The 21,820-nt window shown below is 44.5% G+C and carries 23 protein-coding genes; 16 read left to right on the top strand and 7 right to left on the bottom strand.

Going from position 1 to position 21,820, the window contains the following annotated elements; all coding sequences use genetic code 11:
- Positions 1–83 precede the first annotated feature (83 nt).
- From DX073_RS02425 to pyrF, 12 genes are all read left to right on the top strand, one after another.
- Positions 84–784 (top strand): IS1 family transposase gene (locus DX073_RS02425; protein ID WP_228707437.1). Its coding sequence is split into 2 segments (ribosomal slippage): positions 84–432 and positions 432–784, totalling 702 coding nucleotides; the frame shifts between segments, so codons are not numbered across the junction.
- Between the two features lie 56 nt (positions 785–840).
- Positions 841–1,560, top strand: a complete 720-nt coding sequence (ung, locus tag DX073_RS02420) for a uracil-DNA glycosylase (protein WP_115005182.1) — start codon at positions 841–843, stop codon at positions 1,558–1,560.
- A gap of 79 nt (positions 1,561–1,639) precedes the next feature.
- Positions 1,640–1,804: a hypothetical protein gene (locus DX073_RS14215; RefSeq protein WP_181814350.1), complete on the top strand. Its 165-nt coding sequence runs from the start codon at positions 1,640–1,642 to the stop codon at positions 1,802–1,804.
- 21 nt (positions 1,805–1,825) lie between these two features.
- Positions 1,826–2,413 carry a hypothetical protein gene (locus DX073_RS02415; RefSeq protein ID WP_115005180.1) on the top strand — a complete coding sequence of 196 codons (588 nt, stop codon included), beginning with the start codon at positions 1,826–1,828 and terminating at the stop codon, positions 2,411–2,413.
- Between the two features lie 78 nt (positions 2,414–2,491).
- The gene (tadA, locus tag DX073_RS02410; protein ID WP_115006339.1) at positions 2,492–3,034 is read left to right on the top strand and encodes a tRNA adenosine(34) deaminase TadA; all 543 of its coding nucleotides are present in this window, start codon (positions 2,492–2,494) and stop codon (positions 3,032–3,034) included.
- A gap of 28 nt (positions 3,035–3,062) precedes the next feature.
- Complete coding sequence (locus DX073_RS14210) at positions 3,063–3,437, top strand: hypothetical protein (RefSeq protein WP_115005178.1); 375 nt, start codon at positions 3,063–3,065, stop codon at positions 3,435–3,437.
- A gap of 147 nt (positions 3,438–3,584) precedes the next feature.
- Positions 3,585–3,845 carry a hypothetical protein gene (locus tag DX073_RS02400; RefSeq protein WP_115005176.1) on the top strand — a complete coding sequence of 87 codons (261 nt, stop codon included), beginning with the start codon at positions 3,585–3,587 and terminating at the stop codon, positions 3,843–3,845.
- A 60-nt stretch (positions 3,846–3,905) separates the two neighbouring features.
- Positions 3,906–4,592, top strand: a complete 687-nt coding sequence (gene cmk, locus DX073_RS02395; RefSeq protein ID WP_115005174.1) for a (d)CMP kinase — start codon at positions 3,906–3,908, stop codon at positions 4,590–4,592.
- A 157-nt stretch (positions 4,593–4,749) separates the two neighbouring features.
- Positions 4,750–6,423 (top strand): 30S ribosomal protein S1, encoded by a 1,674-nt coding sequence (gene rpsA, locus DX073_RS02390; RefSeq protein WP_115005172.1) that lies wholly within the window; start codon positions 4,750–4,752, stop codon positions 6,421–6,423.
- 184 nt (positions 6,424–6,607) lie between these two features.
- Positions 6,608–6,946 carry an integration host factor subunit beta gene (locus tag DX073_RS02385; RefSeq protein WP_167346510.1) on the top strand — a complete coding sequence of 113 codons (339 nt, stop codon included), beginning with the start codon at positions 6,608–6,610 and terminating at the stop codon, positions 6,944–6,946.
- Between the two features lie 8 nt (positions 6,947–6,954).
- Entirely contained in the window at positions 6,955–7,353 is a 399-nt protein-coding gene (locus tag DX073_RS02380) for a lipopolysaccharide assembly protein LapA domain-containing protein (protein WP_115005170.1), read from the top strand.
- A gap of 24 nt (positions 7,354–7,377) precedes the next feature.
- Positions 7,378–8,088, top strand: coding sequence for an orotidine-5'-phosphate decarboxylase (gene pyrF, locus DX073_RS02375; protein WP_115005168.1), 711 nt, complete (start codon positions 7,378–7,380; stop codon positions 8,086–8,088).
- Positions 8,089–8,285: 197 nt separating this feature from the next.
- Here the strand turns inward: pyrF and nagZ are convergent, their stop codons facing one another.
- Positions 8,286–9,350, bottom strand: coding sequence for a beta-N-acetylhexosaminidase (nagZ, locus tag DX073_RS02370; RefSeq protein ID WP_115005166.1), 1,065 nt, complete (start codon positions 9,348–9,350; stop codon positions 8,286–8,288).
- Positions 9,351–9,505: 155 nt separating this feature from the next.
- On the opposite strand from nagZ, the gene DX073_RS02365 reads away from it, so the two are divergent.
- Both DX073_RS02365 and ndk read left to right on the top strand, forming a co-directional pair.
- The gene (locus DX073_RS02365) at positions 9,506–11,698 is read left to right on the top strand and encodes a carboxy terminal-processing peptidase (protein WP_115006337.1); all 2,193 of its coding nucleotides are present in this window, start codon (positions 9,506–9,508) and stop codon (positions 11,696–11,698) included.
- Positions 11,699–11,881: 183 nt separating this feature from the next.
- Positions 11,882–12,313: a nucleoside-diphosphate kinase gene (gene ndk / locus DX073_RS02360; protein ID WP_079326667.1), complete on the top strand. Its 432-nt coding sequence runs from the start codon at positions 11,882–11,884 to the stop codon at positions 12,311–12,313.
- A 97-nt stretch (positions 12,314–12,410) separates the two neighbouring features.
- Here ndk and purU read toward each other — a convergent pair whose 3' ends face one another.
- The 4 genes from purU to DX073_RS02340 form a co-directional block, all read right to left on the bottom strand.
- Positions 12,411–13,268 carry a formyltetrahydrofolate deformylase gene (gene purU / locus DX073_RS02355; protein WP_115005164.1) on the bottom strand — a complete coding sequence of 286 codons (858 nt, stop codon included), beginning with the start codon at positions 13,266–13,268 and terminating at the stop codon, positions 12,411–12,413.
- 180 nt (positions 13,269–13,448) lie between these two features.
- The gene (locus tag DX073_RS02350) at positions 13,449–14,243 is read right to left on the bottom strand and encodes an ABC transporter ATP-binding protein (RefSeq protein WP_115005162.1); all 795 of its coding nucleotides are present in this window, start codon (positions 14,241–14,243) and stop codon (positions 13,449–13,451) included.
- Positions 14,240–15,154, bottom strand: coding sequence for an ABC transporter permease (locus DX073_RS02345; RefSeq protein ID WP_115005160.1), 915 nt, complete (start codon positions 15,152–15,154; stop codon positions 14,240–14,242). Before DX073_RS02345 ends, DX073_RS02350 begins: the two co-directional genes overlap by 4 nt.
- Before the next feature lie 100 nt (positions 15,155–15,254).
- The gene (locus DX073_RS02340; RefSeq protein ID WP_115005158.1) at positions 15,255–16,280 is read right to left on the bottom strand and encodes an ABC transporter substrate-binding protein; all 1,026 of its coding nucleotides are present in this window, start codon (positions 16,278–16,280) and stop codon (positions 15,255–15,257) included.
- A 297-nt stretch (positions 16,281–16,577) separates the two neighbouring features.
- On the opposite strand from DX073_RS02340, the gene DX073_RS02335 reads away from it, so the two are divergent.
- Complete coding sequence (locus DX073_RS02335) at positions 16,578–18,716, top strand: TonB-dependent siderophore receptor (RefSeq protein WP_115005156.1); 2,139 nt, start codon at positions 16,578–16,580, stop codon at positions 18,714–18,716.
- Between the two features lie 67 nt (positions 18,717–18,783).
- A complete protein-coding gene (locus DX073_RS02330; RefSeq protein ID WP_115005154.1) occupies positions 18,784–20,544 on the top strand; it encodes an ABC transporter ATP-binding protein/permease in 1,761 nt (586 codons plus the stop codon).
- A gap of 17 nt (positions 20,545–20,561) precedes the next feature.
- On the opposite strand, the gene DX073_RS02325 is transcribed toward DX073_RS02330, so the two are convergent.
- Both DX073_RS02325 and DX073_RS02320 read right to left on the bottom strand, forming a co-directional pair.
- On the bottom strand, positions 20,562–21,185 hold the full coding sequence (locus DX073_RS02325; RefSeq protein WP_115005152.1) for a hypothetical protein: 624 nt from the start codon (positions 21,183–21,185) through the stop codon (positions 20,562–20,564).
- 22 nt (positions 21,186–21,207) lie between these two features.
- The gene (locus DX073_RS02320; protein ID WP_115005150.1) at positions 21,208–21,756 is read right to left on the bottom strand and encodes a GTP-binding protein; all 549 of its coding nucleotides are present in this window, start codon (positions 21,754–21,756) and stop codon (positions 21,208–21,210) included.
- Between the last annotated feature and the right edge of the window lie 64 nt (positions 21,757–21,820).

The following is a 21,820-nucleotide window of genomic DNA, read 5'->3' as shown; positions in this document are numbered from 1 at the left end:
ATTTTCAAAAAATAAATGGTATTGTTAAAAACAAATACATAAGTTAAAATAGCTCAATACTTTACCATATAGAGTAAAAACCAATGAACGAAACATTTGATAGTTGTCCTAAATGTAAGCACAAACACTTTGTCAAAGCAGGTTTTAACAATGGCAGACAACGCTATAAGTGCAAAGGTTGCAATCATTACTTTTCGGTACATAAACCAACGCATCATAAAAGCGAAGAAACCAAGCAAATGGCAATCAATATGTATCTAGAAGGTTTGGGCTTTCGCTCAATTGGTCGCATATTAGGTATTAGTTATGGCACAGTCTATCAATGGGTTAAAAAACTTGGTGAACAACATCAAATTAAACAAGATAGCAATCAAGCGATAGATATCGTTGAGCTTGATGAGATTCATAGCTACACCAAGCATAAAAAAACGCTTGCTGGACTTGGGTTGCCATTGACAGAACAACAAAACAAATCTTAGGTTTTGTTTGTGGCAGACGAGACACCAACACCTTTAAACAGCTTTACAATCAATTGAATATCCATAACATTCAACTGTTTTGTAGTGACTACTGGAAATCTTACCTTGAAGTCATTCCAAAATCAAAACATATGACAAGCAAAGCTCAAACTTTTACCATAGAGGGCTATAATAGTCTCATTAGGCATTTCACAGCAAGATTTAGAAGAAAATCAAAATGTTATTCTAAATCCGAGAAAATGATAGAAAACACTTTGAACTTACTGTTTGCTAAGTGGAATGGAACTTTGAATTATGTATTTTAGTTTAACAATGCCAAATAAATTATCAATACCCATTTTAATTTATCAACATAAAAAACATGAATACCAATCTTACCCAAGACCAATTAACCGCCTTAAACAAAGTACAATTACCCGATGATTGGAAATTTGCCTTAGCGGACATATTATTATCGCCCGTTATGGATAATTTGCGTGCTTTTTTGCAAAACGAATACGCCCAAGGCAAAACCATTTATCCACCAAAATCACAAATTTTTAACGCCCTAAATACCACGCCCTTATCAGCCGTCAAAGTTGTGATACTCGGGCAAGACCCCTATCATGGGGCAGGGCAAGCCATGGGACTGTCGTTTAGTGTGCCAAAAATCATTCCCAAGCCACCAAGTTTGCAAAATATATTAAAAGAATTGAGTACCGATTTGGGTGTGCCTGTTTGTCCACATGGCGATTTGACGCATTGGGCGAGTCAAGGCGTGCTACTGCTGAATGCGACTTTGACCGTAGAAAATGGGCAGGCAGGCAGTCATCAAAATCGGGGTTGGGAGGAGTTTACTGACGCAGTGATTGATGTCATCAACAAACAAACCGACCAGACGGTTTTTATTTTGTGGGGCAGTTATGCCAAGAAAAAAGGGCGGTTCATTGATACCAGTCGCCATCTGATTTTGACTGCCAACCATCCATCGCCATTGTCGGCAAACCGTGGCGGATTTTTTGGTAGTCGTCCGTTTTCGCAGACGAATGCTTATTTGATGAAATTTGGCAAAACGCCGATTGATTGGGCATTGCCGATTTAATCATTTGGTATTGTTAAATAAAGATAGATTTTAAGGTTTTCCGTTCGGACTGAGCTTGTCGAAGTCTAGGAAAACCGTTATGGTTCGACAAGCTCACCACGAACGGCTTTCTAGAAAAGTATACTCAATTAACAATACCAATCATTTTAAAGAACTTAAAAATCAACATAAGGTTTATTTTTTGGCATTATGGTATTTTTGGTGGCGTGATATGGGAGGTTTTGTGGTAAAATGGGCGAAGTGATGGTTTTTGAATGGGTAAATCATGGATATTGGATATGATGCCAGAAAGTTGTTAAATGCTTTAAGTCAAACTGCTAACGCCCAAGCAATGCTACTGACTTTTTGTGTGCCAATAGATACTAATGATGTGAGTGAAATATTGTTAAGAAATTTACAGGCAGGGACTTTTCAGCATGAATTTATTTTACAAGATTTGGAAAATCAATTTCCCAATTATTCTAATATTGCAATAAATGGAGATTGTGCTGTATTTGTACCAATGGTGTCAAAATTGTGGAATGGCAAACAATCTTTGGAATATCAAGAAATTAGCAAAAACACTTTTAAAGAACATTTGATGGATTTGTTATGTGGTGGTCAAATTTATAAAATCAAAAGACCATTAGCACAATCAACCGCCAATAAAATCGTCAATGAATGGTTTGGCAGACTTAATGAACAAGAATGGCAAGTATTTTGGATAAAGCCTGATTTTTTATATACAACAAAGCAAGCCAAAGATTCTGGGCATATTTTTATGGGGTATTTTGAAAATTTTGGGCGTGATGTGTCAATAGCAATTAAAACAAAAGAAGCAATTTATTTGTTATTGGTTAATGGTTATTGCTGATTTTTAGTTATCGGCATATTAAAAGATGTTTAAATAATCTCTTATATTTCATTTAAATAACAAAGTATTAAAATAATGATGTCTAATTTACAAAAAAACAACTTCCTAAAATCCGCCAGTCAAATTTTATTAAAATCCGATGATGATTTTGATAATGACGACAAGCATTTTATGCAAATCGCCTTAGAGTTGGCAAAACAAGGGGCGGAACTTGGTGAAGTTCCTGTCGGAGCGGTCATTGTCTTTGACAATCAAATCATCGGGCAAGGCTTTAATTGCCCCATCAGCCAAAAAAACGCTACCGCCCACGCCGAAATGGTCGCCATTCGTCAGGCGTGTGAAAGTTTGGATAATTATCGTTTGATGGGGGCGACTTTGTATGTAACGCTTGAACCTTGTACCATGTGTTTGGGGGCGATTGTGCATTCACGCCTTAATCGTGTCGTATTTGGAGCAAATGAGCCAAAGTCTGGGGTTATTATCAGCCAAGAAAACTTTGCCGAAAAACGCTATTTTAACCATTATCTAACCATGGAAGGCGGATTATTTGCCGAGCAGTCCAAAGTGATATTGCAGGGGTTTTTTAAAGAAAGGCGACTGGTTAACAAAAATAAAGGCTAATTTACTATTTTTATTGCAATTTTAATAAATGATGACAAAACATAAAACACCGACACGCTATCAAGACTTATGGGATTGGCAAAAAGCAACCCATATCAGCGTTCTTTGCCCAAAATGCCAAAAAGAAGCGATGGTTAATTATGGTCGTTATTATTGGAGGTATGATGATGATTTAATAGAAGTGTGTTGTCATCATTGTGATTTTTGCAAACAATTAGAAGATATTACTTATTATCAAATAGAAGTTTCTTTAAATTGCCCAAATTGTGCCAATAAAATTTATCATTGCCAAGATGAATCAAGGCAAGTGCCAAACTTGGTCAAAATAAAATGCAAACAATGTCATCATTCCTTAAAAACCAAGCCAAAATATCAACGCTATTTAAAAAAATGGTATTGTTAAATAAAGATAGATTTTAAGGTTTTCCGTTCGGACTGAGCTTGTCGAAGTCTAGGAAAACCGTTATGGTTCGACAAGCTCACCACGAACGGCTTTCTAGAAAAGTATACTCAATTAACAATACCAAAAAAATTAAACAAAGCAAATGGATTGAAATGTGATTATGTTTTTGGTTTGCCATTATATTATCAAACCAATGTCAAAGGTCATTTATTTTGGGCATACAATCAAGCCCACGCCCAAGAAATGTTGGCGTTTGTCTCGGCAGAGTTGCGTGAACGGGCAGGGGGTGGTGTAAAAATGACCATGGCAGCAAAATTACCCACCTTTATCAAATCCGCCAAAAACAAAGAAATCATCATCAAAATTTTGCAACAATGGCTTAACGATAAGTCCAAAATTTCATCATAACACAAACCACTTTTATCCCCATTTTATGTTAAAATACGCCAAAATTGAACGAGTACACACATGACACACCCCATTATTACCATTGACGGGCCTTCGGGTGCAGGTAAAGGCACGGTGGCATATCGTCTTGCCGAGCATTTTGGTTTTGAGCTGTTAGATAGCGGTGCGTTGTATCGCATTGTTGGGCTAATGGCATTTAAAAACGGCTTGCTTAATGGTGCCGACATTGATGAGCAAAAAGTTGCCAAATTAACCCAATCTTTAAACCTATCTTTTCGTCCCAATACCGCCACAAAAACAGTGGAAATCCTAGTGGATAATACCCCCTTAACGGACGATATTCGCAATGAAATCGTGGGCGGATATGCGTCCCGTGTCGCTGTGTTGCCAAGCGTGCGGACGGCTTTGTTTGACCTGCAAAAAAACATGGCAAAAGACAGAGTGGGGCTTGTGGCGGACGGGCGAGACATGGGAACGGTGATTTTCCCTGACGCCCCTGTTAAGGTATTTTTGACCGCAAGTGCCAAGGCTCGTGCCGACAGACGGGTGCTACAACTACAAACGGCAGGCAAAGTGGCGGATTATGAAGCGATTTTGGCGGACATCATCGCCCGAGACGAGCGAGACGAGAACCGTGCCGTTGCCCCAAGTCGCCCTGCTGTGGATGCTCTTGTGATTGACAGTTCGGACAAATCGGCAGATGTGGTGTTTGATGAGATTTTGACGTTTGCACAGGGCAAATTATAAATCATCAAAAAAGATGTGCATTTATCCAAAAACTTTGCTATAATATTGCCGTTTTATTTTTTATTTGCCTATCATTTGCCAAAACCAGTATCGCAAACGACTGGCAATCATCTGAACCGTACTGACTGGACAGGCTACGGCTATTTTTAAGGTATACATAATGGTATCATTTGCTGAACTGTTTGAACAAAGCAATGCAAACGAAGTAAAAGTTGAAATTGGTGCAGTTATCCAAGGTCAAGTTGTTGCGATTGACGACGACTGGATTACCGTGGACACAGGTCTAAAATCAGAAGGCATCATCGAGCGTGGCGAGTTTCTAAACGAAGCGGGCGAGCTTGAAGTTGCTGTTGGCGACACTGTGGACGTGGTTATCGAAAAAGTTGATAACGGCATGGGTCAAACAGTGCTTTCTCGTGAAAAAGCAAAACGTGAAGAAAGCTGGCGTGCACTTGAACAACTTCATGAGAATGACGAAATTGTTACTGGTCTTATTTCATCTAAGGTCAAAGGTGGCTTTACGGTTGAGATTGGTTCTGTGCGTGCGTTCCTACCAGGTTCTTTGGTTGATGTACGTCCTATCCGTGAGACCACTCATCTTGAAGGCAAAGAACTAGAATTTAAAGTCATCAAGATTGACAAAGTTCGTAACAACATCGTGGTATCTCGCCGTGCCGTTATGGAAGCTGAAAATAGTGCTGAGCGTGACGAACTGCTTGCCAAACTAGAAGAAGGCATGGAAGTTCAAGGTATTGTTAAGAACCTAACTGATTATGGTGCGTTCGTTGACCTAGGTGGTATTGACGGTCTGCTACACATCACTGACATGGCGTGGAAGCGTATCAAGCACCCATCAGAAGCGGTAGAAGTGGGTCAAGAGCTTAAAGTTAAAGTATTGAAGTTTGACCGTGAGCGTAACCGTGTTAGCCTAGGTCTAAAACAGCTTGGGTCTGACCCATGGGGCGAAGTTGAACAAACTTACCCAGTTGGCACCATCACCAAAGCTCGTGTAACCAACCTAACTGATTATGGCTGTTTTGCTGAGATTGCCGAAGGTATTGAAGGTTTGGTACACGTTTCTGAAATGGACCACACCAACAAAAACATTCACCCATCAAAAGTTGTCCAAGTGGGCGATGAGGTGAATGTGATGGTTCTTGAAATCGATGGTGAGCGTCGTCGCATCAGCCTAGGTATCAAGCAAACCATGCCAAACCCATGGGAAGAGTTTGATAAGAAATACTCAAAAGGCGACAAAATCACTGGTACCATCAAATCAATCACTGACTTCGGTCTGTTCATTGGTTTGGAAGGTGGTATTGATGGTTTGGTTCACTTGTCTGACATTTCTTGGAATGAGTCTGGTGAAGAAGCCATCCGTAGCTACACCAAAGGCGACACCGTAGAAGCTCAAGTGCTACAAGTAGATGCCGAAGGTAACCGTATCAGCCTAGGTATCAAACAGCTTAACTCTGACACATTTAACGAATACCTATCTGCCAATGAGCGTGGTGCCATCGTTAAAGGTACAGTCAAAGAAGTAGATGCTAAAGGTGCAGTTATTACTCTAGCGGATGACGTAGAAGGCTACCTAGCCGCTGCCGACATCGCACGTGAGCGTACCGAAGATGCATCAAAAGTGCTAAACGTGGGCGATGAAGTGGAAGCTAAAATCGTTCGTGCCGACCGCAAAGCTCGCAACATCACTTTGTCTATTAAAGCCAAAGACGAAGCTGATGAGCGTCAAGCACTAAAAGAGCTGTCAAATGCAGCCACTGAAAATCAGCCAAAAACTTTGGGCGACATCTTTGCCGACCAACTAAAAGGTTAATCGCTGATTTATCAGAAGACCTTGAAGTAATTCAAGGTCTTTTTTTTGGATTAAATATTTGAAATTAACAAAAAATTGATTTTATTTTTGGCAAAATTGCGGTATGATGACACTTTAACTTGAACCTTACTCATTGGTAATTTTGTTGTGAATTTGAGTAAGGTGTGGTTCAAAAGGTGAAAAAATGCAAGAAATCAAGCAAGAGAACAAGTCTAGCCATAACAGCGAAGATGTGATGAAAAAGTCAGATTTGATTGCAAATGTGGCATCTAAATGTGATAACTTAGAAGAGATGGCAGTTGATGAAGCGGTGCGTGAGATTTTGGATATGATGACATATAGCATTGCCAAAGACGAGCGAGTAGAAGTTCGAGGTTTTGGCAGTTTTTGTTTACATCATCGCGATGCCCGCAGAGCTCGCAACCCCAGAACGGGCGAATATGTGGATGTCGAAGCCAAAGCTGTGCCACACTTCAAACCAGGCAAAGCGTTGCGTGAGCTTGTAGATATTCATAACAGATAAGGTATCTTATGTCTTTATTTATCATTATTTTATTGGTGTTGTTTTTTGGCTATGCCATTGCCTTGGTACTTGCCAATAACAGCGAGATTGCGGTCAATCTGCTGTTCTCACAGGTGCCAACCACGAATTTGGGGTTATTGCTTGTCCTAACCATTGCTTTGGGTGTATTCATTGGTATCTTGTTGTCGGTGCTACTATTTAGGGTGCTACAAAACAAATTAGAAATCCGCCGTTTGCGTAAAGAAAAGGCAGATTTGCAAGCCAAATTAGACGAAGCAAATGTCGTGATTGAGCATTCTCGTCAGTCGCATATCTTGGCGGACGAAACCAAAGTTACCGTCCCTGAGCAGACCGTCACAACCATAGAATCCGACACTCGCCCCTTGTCCGATACTCGTCCTTTATAATCCTTGCTTTTAAGACGAATAACCATGCAAATAAATACACATACCCCAATCACATCTCCCATCATCGTTGCGGTGGACAAGCATGATTTACCATCAGCTTTGGCACTTGCGGACAGCTTAGATCCGAGTCTATGTCGTTTAAAGGTGGGCAAAGAGCTGTTTACTGCTTGTGGTAGAGAGGTGGTGGATGCGTTTCATGAGCGTGGATTTCAAGTTTTTTTGGATTTAAAATTCCATGATATTCCCAATACCACAGCTCAGGCGGTCTTGGCGGCGGCTGACATGGGTGTGTGGATGGTGAATGTGCATGCATCCATCGGCTCCGATGCGATGGCACTGTGTAAGGCACGCCTAAATGACGGTGGTTATGATACCCTGCTCATCGCAGTGACGGTACTAACATCAATGACACAAGATGTACTCGGTGAGCTTGGGGTGCAAGGCACGCTAGATGAGCATGTCATGCGACTGGCGGGTTTGACTCATCGTGCGGGGCTTGATGGGGTGGTCTGCTCTGCCAAAGAAGCGTCGCTTTTAAAATCTACGTTCGGGCAGGCGTTCAAACTCATTACCCCCGGTATTCGCCTGCCTGATGATGATAAGGACGACCAAAAACGCATTTGCACGCCCAAAGAAGCCTTGGATAATGGTTCGGATTATTTGGTGATTGGGCGTTCTATTACCCAAGCTGATGAACCAAGACAGAAATTGGCTAAGATTTTACAGATGATTTAGGGCTGTTTATCAATATTTTAGCGTTGTTGGGACGTGCCTGCCTTTTGTATTTGCAATGAAAAATGAGAAAAATCGTTCGTCTTTCATGCAAAAATTGATTGAAACTCTCAAGTTTTCATCTTATTATTTTATAAGAATGTTATCAATGGTAAGCACGCCCCAATTAAAACAAACTATTTTCAATGCTCTGGTTTGTGTTAGATGTAATTCGTCGGGTCCCTCTCATCTTGTCTGCTAACATCATTAAAAAATTCCCCAAGCACATTATCTCTTGCGGTATTATAATGGGCAAATGCTTGACAAGTCGTAGATAAATCGCCTTGCCAGTTTGGAATGGTGCTTTTCATCTTGCCAAAGCGGTTTGGCACGTCAGGCATGGTTTTGGCAAACTCCACCGCACGCACAGCATCATCACGGCTATTGCAAACGAGTGCCATGTCGCACCCTGCGTCTATGGCGGATTTGACCCGAGCGGTGACGTCCCCTGCGACATGGGCGGCTTTCATGGACAAATCGTCCGAGAACAACACGCCATCATAACCCATTTTATCCCGTAAAATCTCCTGTAACCACACTTTTGAAAAACCTGCTGGCTTGTCATCAATTTGACTAAAAATGACATGGGCAGGCATCAGGGCAGATAATTTGGTTAAGTTATTTTTAAAGCTGATTAAATCACACCCCCAAATCTCATCAAGCGAGCGGTTATCCACCGCATCGGATACGTGCGAGTCAGGGGCGATAGAGCCATGACCCGGAAAATGCTTGCCTGTGGCTTTCATGCCTGCATCATTCATGCCATCTATAAAGCGTGATGATAGGGCGGTAACGACTTGTGGGTTGGCATGAAAGGCACGGTCGCCAATGACAAGGCTACACCCATTGATGTCCAGTACAGGGGCAAAGCTAATGTCCACACCCACGGCAAGCACTTCACACGCCATCAGATACCCTGTATCATAGGCAAGCGATAGGGCAAGCTCGGGGTTATCATCATAAATCTCCCCCAATCGCCCCATCGCAGGCAAAGGCGTAAAACCGTCCCTAAATCGTGCCACCCGTCCGCCTTCTTGGTCAGCACTGATGATAAGGCGTGGATTGACCGCTCGCATGCTGTCGGTCAAGGCTCGCACTTGGGCGGGGTCTTGTACATTGCGTTTAAATAAAATCACCCCGCCTAAGGCATCATTTGCCAAAAACGCCTTGTCATCATCGGTCAAAACCAAACCGTCCACGTCCGCCATGATGATACCAGTTGCCATAAATTATCCCATAAGAATTTAAAAGGCTTATTATGCCATAAACTGCACAAATTTTACTAAAATTCATCACAAATTTAGGTGGATGAAAGAAAGATATGTTATGATAAGTCATTTTTAATTTGTCAGTTGTGACAACCGAGTTTGGAAGTACTATGATGTCAAAAAAACAACTTTTTTTATCAGGGGTAGCAACAGTCATCGCAGGCGGTTTGTTTGCCCAAAGTTATGTGGGCGTGGCGATGGCACAGGACAAAGTCGGGTTTGAGCCGACTGCCGAACAAAAAGTCACCGCCCGTCAAGTGTCATTATTGTTGGACAAAGCCCATTATCTAGACCAGCCCCTAAATCAGGAAATGGGGGCAAAAATCTTGACCATGTACTATGACCAGCTTGACCCATCACGCACGCTGTTTTTACAGTCGGACATCAATGAGTTAAATGCCAAATATGCCGATAATTTTGCCGAACGCCTAAAACGTGGCGACTTGTCGGCAGGGATTGAAGTGTTTGAGCGTTATCGCACACGCTCCAATGAGTATTATGATTTTGCCAAAGAGTTTTTAAAAACCGATGTCAATCTAAACACCGACAAAACCATCGTGCTAGACCGTGAAGAAGCCCCACGCTTTAAGAGTGCTGATGAGCAGCGAGAGTTTTGGCAAACGCAGACCACCTATGCACTCATCGGGCTGACGCTTGGCCAAGAAGATGACAAGGCAAAGGATAAGGCATTTTTGGATAATCCTGAGCTGGCTCGGGGACAGGATTTGGTGCGTGGCGATGAGCGTACGCCCACCGAGATTTTACTAAACCGCTTAAATCGTCAGCAAGAACAGCTTGCCCGCTTAAAAAATGATGAAATCATGGAAACGATTTTAAATGCGGCGACCTTGACTTATGACCCGCACAGCAACTATTTTGCTCCTGTCCAAGCCAATGAAATGCAAATCCAGTCAAATTTGCAATTAGAAGGCATTGGCGTATCCATTCGTCCTGACCGCAAGAACCCTGATTATATCCGTATCGTGAGCCTAGTGGACGGTGGTCCTGCCCAAAAAACAGGGCAAATCCAAGCCAATGACCTGATTTTGGGGGTTGCCCAAGATGGCGAGAGCATGGTGGATACGGTCGGATTTAGCACCCGCGAGATAGTGGCACTCATTCGGGGGGCAAAAGGCACGTCTGTTACCATTCGTGTCAAACAGCCCAACACGCCCGACAGTTCGGCTCGTACGGTCACCATCGTGCGTGACGTCATCAAACAAGAAGAGTCAGGGGTGCATCATCGTGTGATTGAAGTGCCTTATGATGGTGGCATCAAGCGTGTGGGCGTGTTAGAAATTCCTAGTTTTTACCTTAACTTTGCCGCACGTCGTAGTGGAGCAGGGGCGGATGAGTACCGTTCGGTCAGCCTTGACACCGAAAAAGCCATCAAGGCGTTAAATGAGCAGAACATTGATGGTATGGTGGTGGATTTACGCAATAACCCTGGTGGTTCGTTAGATGAAGTTGCCAAAATGCTGGGGCTATTTATCAAAGAAGGTCCTTTGGTGCAAATCCGTGACAATAAAGGCAACGTGCAGGTATTTGCTGATAAAGATGGCGGTAAACAGCTCTATGCAGGCGAGATGGCGGTGCTTATCAATCTAGGCTCGGCATCCGCGTCAGAGATTTTCTCGGCGGCGATTCAAGACTATGGGCGTGGACTGGTGGTGGGCAGTACAACCACAGGCAAAGGCTCGGCACAGGTACAGCGTGATGATTTGGCACTTGGGTCAATGACGCTCACACAGCGTAAATTTTATCGTATCACAGGCGGTAGCACTCAAAACAAGGGCGTGGTGCCTGATGTGCCACTGGTGAACATCTATGAAGGGGTTGAGTTTGGTGAGCGTGAGTATAAAAACCCCTTAGCGTGGGACACCATCAAAACCACGCCATTCATGGCACATGGCAAATACGCCAAGGATTTGATGGCATCACTCATCGCATCATCAAAGGCACGCCAAGAGAGCAATCCACAGTTTAAATATTTGACAGCACTCAATGACATTCGTGCCATGGATGATGACAAAAAACCTGCCGATGTGGACATTGACAAACGCCGTGCCAAGCGTGACCTTATTGAGCAAAAAACCTTGGCTGCCGAAAACGCCCGTCGTCAAGCCACAGGCGAGACCCCATTTACCGACTGGTCAATGTATCAGGCAAGTATGGACGCCCTAGCCGAAGAGCGTAGCTTGATGAAAGAAAACGAACGCCCCCCACTGCCTGAGAGTGAAGCGTTTGTCATTGAAGCGGCGACCTTGATGTTTGAAGCCAAAGACAAAAAGACAGTGGTGGAATAATGCAGGGATAAAAGCAAGCAAAGATAAAATAAAGCATGGCGGGTTTGTCATGCTTTATTTTTTGCTAAAATTTATCGTTATCCCCTAGGATTTTTATCAAAACTTGGTTATAATAAAAAAGATTTTGACCGACAAAACGGCAAAATTATGAACTTATTTATCCATTTATTTTAAGGAAATATCATGGCTATTGAACGCACACTTTCTATTGTAAAACCAGACGCAGTGGGTGCCAACCACATCGGTGAGATTTTCTCTCGCTTTGAAAAAAATGGTCTAAAAATCATCGCCACCAAGATGAAACATCTATCAAAAGAAGAAGCCGAAGGTTTTTATGCTGAGCATAAAGAGCGTGGTTTTTTTGCTGACCTAGTGGCATTCATGACCTCAGGTCCTGTTGTTGTGTCTGTACTAGAAGGCGAAAATGCGGTACTTGCTCACCGTGACATTCTAGGTGCGACCAACCCAAAAGAAGCAGCAGCTGGCACCATCCGTGCTGACTTTGCTACCAGTATTGATGAGAACGCCGCTCACGGTTCTGATAGCACCACATCTGCTGAGCGTGAGATTGCTTATTTCTTTGCTGATAACGAAGTTTGCCCACGCACTCGTTAATCTTTGCTCAAAAAATGCTAAGCAAAACTGCTAAGCAAACAAAAACCGAGCCATGATAAATGGTTCGGTTTTTTGTTAAAACAAAAATCAATCAAAATCAGTCGAAGACCACGGTTTTATTACCATCTAAGATAATACGGTCTTCTAAGTGCCATTTGACCGCACGAGCCAGCACTTCACGTTCAATGTCTCGCCCAAGCTCTCGCAGTTCTGCCACATCAAAGGCATGACTGACACGCTCCACGCCCTGCTCGATGATAGGGCCTTCATCAAGCTCGCTTGTCACATAGTGAGCGGTTGCCCCGATGAGTTTGACCCCTTTATCAAAGGCTTGTTTGTAGGGATTGGCTCCCACAAAGGCAGGCAAAAATGAGTGATGAATGTTAATGACTTTGCTCTCCCACTTATCAACAAAACTTGGCGTAAGAATCTGCATATAACGAGCCAGTACCAGTAAATCATTGCCCTGCATGACTTCATCAATTTTATCGTAGGCTTCGTCTTTGTTGTCTTTGCTAACAGGAATATGCACAAAAGGAATGCCAAAGCTCTCAACATCAGCACGCAAATCTTCGTGGTTGGAGACGACTTTGGTAATCTGGCAGGGTAATGTCCCACGACTATAACGCCACAGTAATTCTAACAAGGCATGGTCTTCTTTGGATACTAAAATCCCCACTTTTTTGACATCAAAACTACAAGACAACCGCCAGCTCATTTGGTATTTGTCAGCAACATTTTTGGCAAAGGTATCAAGCAGAGTTTGTTTTTTGTCTGCCAAATTTTCTACATGAAATTCTACTCGCATGAAGTATTTGCCGCCATAGGCTTCGGTCGTGTGTTGGTCAAGCGAGATGATGTTTGCCCCGTGATGATATAAGAAGCCTGATACCGCTTGGACAATGCCTGCTTGGTCGGCACAAGTTACCAAAAGTCGTGCAATGTTTTGATTCATGGTCTTACTCTGTTTTCATTAAAAAATTGTTAATTTTACCACCATCTGAGTCCGATGGGGGAATTTTTTTGATAAAAGATGTTGTTTTGGATTTTAAAATGGGGTGTGTTGATTTTTCTAAAAATAACAAAGGATTTAAAAGCCGTTTAACCTTTAAATCCTTTGTTATAACAAAAACCCTTAGCCTAATATCAAACTGTCATCCGCCACTTTCTCGCCACGAGTTTTTTCAAACATATCTAGCAGGTCTTGAACATTCATACCACGGCGTTCATCGCCTGAGACGTCAAGCACCACTTGCCCTTGATGAAGCATGACGGTGCGTGTGCCGTGGGCTAATGCCTGAGCCATTGAGTGCGTGACCATGAGTGTGGTTAGCCGACCTTCATTCACGATTTTGTCGGTGAGTTCTAGGACAAAACTGGCGGTCTTGGGGTCAAGGGCGGCGGTGTGTTCGTCTAGTAGTAGGATTTTTGATGGTTGTAGGCTTGCCATTAAAAGGCTGACCGCTTGGCGTTGTCCGCCTGAGAGCAGTCCCATGCGGTCGGTCAGACGGTTTTCAAGTCCCAAGTTTAAGATGGCAAGTTTGTCACGAAACAGCTCACGATTTTTGCTGTTTAGGGCAGGAAGTAGTCCACGGACACCCCCACGCTTAAAGGCGAGAGCCATATTCTCTTCGATGGTCAAAGCCTCGCAAGTGCCTGCCATCGGGTCTTGGAAGACACGGGCGACCCAGTGACTGCGTTTGTGCGTAGGCTTTTTGGTAACATCCGTGCCATTGATGATGATGGAGCCAGTATCAGGGCGTAGGGCACCACTGATGGTGTTTAAAAATGTGGATTTGCCTGCTCCATTAGTACCGATGACGGTCACAAATTCGCCATCGTTGATGTGTAAAGACAGCCCACGCAAGGCAGGGTTTTCGATGGGTGTACCAGCATTAAAGGTTAAGCGTAAGTCAGTTGCAGTCATCATGACGCACCCCCTGTTTTTTTGCCAAATGAGGCAAGGGCTTTTGAGCGAAATTTCGGTAAAATCAGAGCAATCGCCACGAGCAGGGCGGTTACCAAATTTAAGTCCTGCGGTCCAAAACCAATGCTACGTAAGGTTTGGCTAGATAGGGCGATTTGGATAAAGAGTTTATACAGCACCGCACCGATAATGACCGAGAGTGTGATAAAAAAGATTTTTTTGGCACTTAGCACGGTCTCACCGATGATGACTGCCGCCAAACCCACCACAATGGTGCCAATGCCCACTGATATGTCTGCCCCACCTTGGGTCTGCACAAATAATGCCCCAGATAGAGCAATCAAGCCGTTGCTAATCGCCATGCCAAGCATGATGGTAAAAGAGGTGTTAATGCCTTGGGCTTGTGCCATTTTTAGGTTGGAGCCTGTAGCACGCATGGCAAGTCCCGTCTCGGTGCTAAAAAACCAGTCAAGCAGTAGTTTTACCACAAGTACAACAGCCCCTGCGATCAACACACGCACCCACATGCCATTATCGCCACTAATAAACGGTGCAAAAACCGTTGGCTCTCCGAGTAGGGAGAGGTTGGGGGCGTTCATGATACGTAAGTTTACCGAATACAAAGCGGTCATAACCAAGATGCCTGCCAGTAGGTGCAGTATGCCAATCTTGACGTTAAGCCATGCGGTTATGACTCCTGCCATCATGCCTGCCATCATACCAAAAAGGCAAGCCACCCAAGGGCTAAACCCTGCGACAATGGATACTGCTGCGACCGCACCGCCTAGAGGAAAGCTCCCATCAGCAGTCAAATCAGGAAAATCTAAAATGCGAAATGAAATGAGTACGCCCAATGCCATGATGGCATAAATCAGTCCACTTTCTAACGCCCCTAAAAAGGCAATCAACGACATATTTTTTTACTCTTGATGATAGATGGCTAATATAGACTTAAGCCATGTAGTATAAAACAACAAAACCCCCACCCAATAGTGGGGGAGTGGTCATAACAAATCATTCAACGACTTTTTTGGCTTTGTCCAGTATGCTTTGAGGTAGGTTAACACCTTGCTCACTGGCATTTTTTGGGCTGACATGAAGGTCAAGCTCACTGGCACGATAAATGGCAATATTGCCTGCTTTTTCGCCCTGTAGAATGCGAGCGGTGATTTTACCTGTTTGGACACCTAAGTCATGATAATTGACACCCAATGCAGCGATTGCACCCCGTTCGACAGTGTCGGTATTTGAGCCGATGAGAGGGGTTTTGGATTCTTTGGCGACCTTGGCGAGTGCTTCATAAGCACTAAGGACGTTATTGTCGGTGGGGGTGTAGATAACCTCTACCTTGCCCACGAGGCTCTGGGCTGCCATGGCGATGTCTGATGTTTTTTGGGCAGGAGCCTCAATGATGGTGAGACCTTGTGCTTGGGCGATGGTCTTTAGGTTACGCAAAGTTACGGTTGAGTTTACCTCTCCTGGACTGTACACAAAACCGATGTTTTTGACATTGGGGATGAGCTCTTTGATAAGCTCAATCTGTGGTTCAAGTGGCAACATGTCTGACGCCCCTGTTACGTTTGTACCAGAGCCATCGAGCTTGGGTACCAGTTTGGCTTCGACAGGGTCTGTTACGGCAGAGAATACCACAGGAATGCTGTTTGTGGCAGAGACGACTGCTTGGGCGGAAGGGGTGGCGATGGCGATGATGACATCAGGGTTGTCCGCCACGAACTGTTTGGCGATTTGTCCTGCGGTTGCAGGATTGCCTTGGGCGGATTGGAAGTTGATTTTGAGGTTTTCGCCTTCTTTAAAGCCTGCATTACCAAGCTCCTCAATCGCCCCTTGACGCACCTCATCTAAGGCAGGGTGTTCTACAATGGCGGTGATGGCGATGGATTTGCTGGCGGTGGTGTTGGTTGCTGGTTTGTTCTCTTGGCTTTGGTTTTGGGCTGGCTTATCGCCACCGCAAGCAAACAATAAAGCACTTAGCATACTTATGCCGATGAGTTTGGGAAATTTGGCATTGATGGCTGTCATGGCGAATTCCTTGTGTAACAATATGATGACTTTTATTATAGAGGAGTTACACAGTGATGACAATAGTCTTTGGAATGAAAGTATAAAAATTTTTAAAAAATGGTTGGGTATTGGTTTAATTTTGTGATGGGTTTATGAATGTTTAAATATGGTCAAAATAAAATCCAAAGCATTTTATTTAAAAAACAAAATTAATAAATTAAAAAAATAAATCATTTTTGCAATAGTATTACACAGCCATTTAAAAATATAATACATAATATAACTCATTATCATTTTTATTGGGTATTTTATATCATGCGTAAATTCCCCTTGTCTTTATTAAGCGTTGCCGTGCTTGTGGCGACTGACACTTGGGCAAATGATGGCGAACCGACTGTCATGCTAGGGCATGAGGTCATCACCATCTCCAAAGAAGCAGGCAAATATGTCGCCATCACGCCCAATTCCTTAAAAGACGACAGTCCCCTGTATGAGACCGCCCAGTCAGTGAGCGTGCTAACCCCACAGCAGGTAGAGCAAAAACAAGCCAGCACCGTTGCCGAGCTTTTGGAAAATGTGGCAGGCGTGTCATCAGGCGTGCAGGGTCGGCGTGGGTGGGACGACTTTATTATTCGTGGGCAGGTATCATCTAACCAAATGTATGTGGACGGTATGCGGGTGCAGATGTCATCTAATAACCTACGAGCGTGGGACATAGCGGGGGCAGACAGCATAGAAGTGGTCAAAGGCACAACCACCACAGGCTACGGCATGGCATTGCCAAGTGGGATTGTTAATATCACCTCAAAACGCCCTGACAGCGAGACCTTTGCCAAAGGTAAAGTTACGGTTGGCAGTTTTAACAACAAAGAATTTGCCTATGACCTAAACTACGCCCCAAACGACAGTAAAAAAGGAGCGTTTCGCCTAAATGGGCGGTTTTCTGACCGTGATGATGCAACCGACCACGTCTTTTTTAAAGATAACTACATTGCCCCAAGTTATACGTTTGATTTGGGTGATAAGACCGATTTGACCCTTTTGGGCAGTTATCAATGGCGTGAATATCTCCGCCAGCAAGGCTTGCCACATAACAATACCATAAACGCCAAAGGCGAAAAAACCGTGCGTAATGCCCACGAAAAATATGCGTCCAGTACGTTTTTTGGTTTGCCACAAAATATTGACAAACAAAATACCTTACGCTTAGGCTACGATTTTGCTCATGTTTTAAATGACAACATCAAGCTAAAATCAATTTTTGCCTATACCAAAACCGACACGGACGGTAACCCCACGCTCGCCACAGGCTACAACAAATTTTATGAAAATGGGCAAATTACCCGTCAAGTCAATACCCAAGACAAAAACGACACCATGATTACCATGGATAACCGCTTGGAGGCGTATTTTGACACAGGCTCATTCAATCATGAATTGACGGTGGGGCTTGACCTGCTCCGTGAAAAAAGCAGTTATGTGATTACCCGTGCCAATGCCAACGAAAAATTTGATGCCAATGCCCCCGATTATACCTACACAGGCACAGGCAAAGTGAGTAAAACCCGTGATTGGCTAACACGCACTCAATACGCAGGACTGTACGCCAAAGACAATATCCGCTACAACGACTGGATTTTTGGGGCAGGTGTTCGCCATGACTGGGCAAGCACCGAGCAAGCGGACGGCTTGACTGCCAAAACTACCAAAGCCTCCGACACCGCTTGGACGGGCAATGTCTCCGCCATGTATGATTATCAAGGCAAATTTGCCCCTTATGTGAGCGTTGGCACGTCATTTTTGCAAAATACCGACATCGGTGCAGACGGCAAGACCCTTGACCCAGAAACAGGACAAAACCGTGAAATTGGCGTAAAATTCCAAGGCTTTGACAAACGCTTGCAAGGCTATGTGTCCGCTTATGACATCACCCGCAAAAACGTTGCCGAGACGGTCTATGATGACAAAGGCGAAGCCCAAAACTACTCAGCCTTGGTGGGCGAGCAACGCACCAAAGGCATTGAGCTTGAAACCGCCCTTGTTCTAAACAACCAATGGAACATCTCAGGTTCATACACCCACACCCCAACCGCCAAAATCACAAAAAGCACCACCACAGCCGACATTGGCAAGCGTATCAGTCAAATTCCCAAGCACTCTGCGTCCGTCTCCACGCAGTACCATTTTAGCCCTGACCGTTTGGGCTGGTATGTGGGCGGTGGTATCCGCTACCAAGGCGAGCGGACGGCATGGCGTGGCACGAGCTTTATGGATTTGCCAGCCTATACCGTGCTTGATGTTAAGGCAGGTTATGAAGCCAAAAATTGGGGCTTAGGTCTGGCGGTCAAAAACTTGACCGATAAAGACTATCTTATCGGTACAACGCCAAACGCACAGCTCATCTCTTATGGCGAGCCACGCAACATTCGTGCGACTTTGACTTTTGAATATTGATAACACGCACCCTCTGCCCTTTTTCGTGATGAAAAAGGGTTTTTATTTTTAAAAAACAAGGCAATTTATGGATTGGCAACACGAGCTTATCACGGCGGTATTTTGGTTATTTAAGGCGTTTTTTTGGGTGGCGTTGGTGCTTGGCGTGTCGGTGTGGGCGTTACAATTTACCCCTTTTGGCAAAAAATTTTGGCACATCGCCAAGCCTTGCCTAAACCGTGCCAACACCGCCAAAGCTCTTTTGATGATTGGTGTGTTGATTTTCTTTGTGCTTTTGGAAGTTAAAATCAGCGTGCTAAACACCCAATTTTATAATAAATTGTACAGCTCATTACAAGACATGGACACGCAGGCGTTTCGGTTTTTTGCCTTGTTAAATGCCAGTTTGATGATGTTTAAGGTGGGGCAGGAGGTGGTGGATAGGTTTGTGGGTGAAGCCTTTGAAATCAAGTGGTTGGAGCGACTCAATGCCGTGCTACTTGACCGCTATCTGTCGCACAAAAACTACTACCGCCTAAAACACACCCACGACCTACGCACCCCTGATAACATCGACCAGCGTATTGAGCAGGACGCTAGGGAATTTATCACAACCACCGTAGAGATGGTGCGTGGGGTCATCAATGCTGTGATGTCTATTATTGAGTTTACGATTATTTTGTGGGGGCTGTCGGGGATTTTGAGTGTGCTTGGCGTGAGTGTACCAAAAGGTGTGGTATTTTTTATTTATGCCTTTATCATTGTGGCGACTGCTTTGTCGGTGTGGATTGGGCGACCGCTTATTCGGCTTAATTTTGATAAAGAGCGTTTGCATGGCGATTATCGTTATTCGCTCATTCGAGTGGCGGACAATGCCGAGAGTATTGCTTTTTATGATGGCGAACGCCAAGAAAAACGCCATTTGGCAGGGCGGTTCGGGGCGATTATTGATAACCGTTGGGCGATAGTTCGGCGTATGCTTGGGCTTGACGGCTTTAATACGGGTGTAACGCAGTTTGCCATGCTACTGCCACTCATGCTCCAAGCCCCACGCTTTTTTGCAGGCGAGATAAAATTGGGCGATATGCACCAAACGGTGCAGTCGTTTAACCGACTCATGCGGGCGTTGTCGTTTTTTCGGCTGTTTTATGAAACATTTACGCTGTATCAAGCACGGCTAAACCGTCTGTATGGCTTTTTGACTCGCCTTGATGTGCTAGATGATACGCCACTTGGCAAATCAACGGTAAAACATGATGATAAGATATTGATTTTAAACGACTTTGGCATAAAAACATCTGATGACAAGGTGTTGATTGACGGCATTAACATCACGCTACACGCAGGAGAGGCTCTACTCATACAAGGCACGTCAGGCACAGGCAAAACCACGCTGTTAAAGGCGATGGCAGGGATTTATCCTTTTGGCACAACAGGGCAAGTAGCTATGCCAGATGCCAAAACGCTATTTTTGCCCCAACGCCCCTATATGCCACAAGGCACACTACGAGATGCCATTTGCTATCCTGACATACAGGCAAACGATGATGAGATAAAGGCGGTTATGACTCGTTGTCATCTGGGTAAGCACATTCACGCCCTAGATGTGGACAGCGATTGGCAGGTTAATCTATCCCCAGGGGAGTTACAGCGAGTGGCGTTTGTGCGGGCGTTACTTGTTAAGCCGTCTGTGGTGTTTCTTGATGAGACGACATCTGCCCTAGATGAGCCGACCGAGACCGCCCTTTATACCACGCTAAGGGGCGAGCTACCCCAAGCGATTATTGTGAGTGTGGGGCATAGAAGTACCCTGCTACCGTTTCATGATAAAAGGGTGGTGCTTGGGTAGGGCTATTTATGTATGGCTTATGAGTTGTCATCACCCTTACTAAACCGTAGCCCCGATGTCTTAATCGCCCAAACCAGCTCCACCAAAGCTCGGTTATTGGTCAAAGGCTCACCATCTAGTATCAGCACATAGCCTGTACCATCAATCCACAAAAACATAAAACTGGTGGTAGGCATCAGTAGGGCGACATCATCAAAGAGCGACACGGCTTGTTCGGCGATGGCAAGCCCACGCTCACGTTGCCGTACAAAAAAGTCAAAAAAGTCTGCCCCTGCCACTGCCAGTCTGTCGGCTTCATCAGTGGTATAGCCAATGCGAGCCAGGCAAAAGCCTTCGTTAGAGCCGATGGCGGCTTTGCGTGTGCCAGATAGGCTTGCCACAACATAAGGCAAAAATTTATCCAGTGGCATATTAGGGGCGGGCAAATCTTGCGATAGGCGTTGTACCCAGCCTTTTTCATTAAACTCGTCAAGCCATTCGTGCGAGTATTTGCCCAACCACTCTTCGGTAGGCATGGAGTGGCTTTGTGAGACGAGTGCTTGCAGGGCTTGCTGTTTTTCGTTGGGACTGGCATCAGTAAAGGCATGCATGACACCAGATGGCGTAAGAGCAAGGTAGGGATTTTGGCGGTCGTTTGGCATGTTCGGTTACCGAATAGAAAAGTTAAGATGAAATCATGTAGATGAGTGAACGCACCATGCGACGCATCTGTTCACGGTCACGAGCATCGACCACCATCACGTTAGCGGCAACGCCACGCTCGACCAGTCGCTCTGAGAGTGCGTCATGCAAATCCCAAGGCATGTTCTCAGCATGGGTCACACCAACTACTAAGGCACTGCCTTTGATGAGCGGTGAGAAAGCATCCAGATAATAATCTAGGTCGCCCACAGGGTCTTGCTCTTCGGCATTAAGTAGTAGGATAAGCCCCAAGGCGTTCTCGCTTAGAATCTCCCACATAAAATCAAAACGTCTCTGACCGGGGGTGCCGTACAGTCGCACCTGCTCGCCACTGTCTAGTATCATGACCCCATAGTCCATGGCGACTGTGGTGGTTTTTTTCATGAGTTTGACATCATCGGACGCCACTTCATCGGTGGTTACTACGCCTTTGTCGGACAGCACTTGAATGGCAGCTGTCTTGCCTGCCCCCACAGGACCTGCGATGATGAGTTTGTAAGTTTGTTCACGGGCTTCGTCAATAATGCTCATTATACTCTCCGTCTCATGATTGGTGTTGTGATTAAAATGACAGTTTGCTAAGCAGTCGTTTAAA

Source organism: Moraxella lacunata, assembly GCF_900453205.1.
In the GTDB taxonomy this organism is placed as follows: Bacteria; Pseudomonadota; Gammaproteobacteria; order Pseudomonadales; family Moraxellaceae; genus Moraxella; species Moraxella lacunata_B.
Note: the sequence above shows the minus strand (reverse complement) of the source record. Positions and strands in the feature narration are given on the sequence as shown.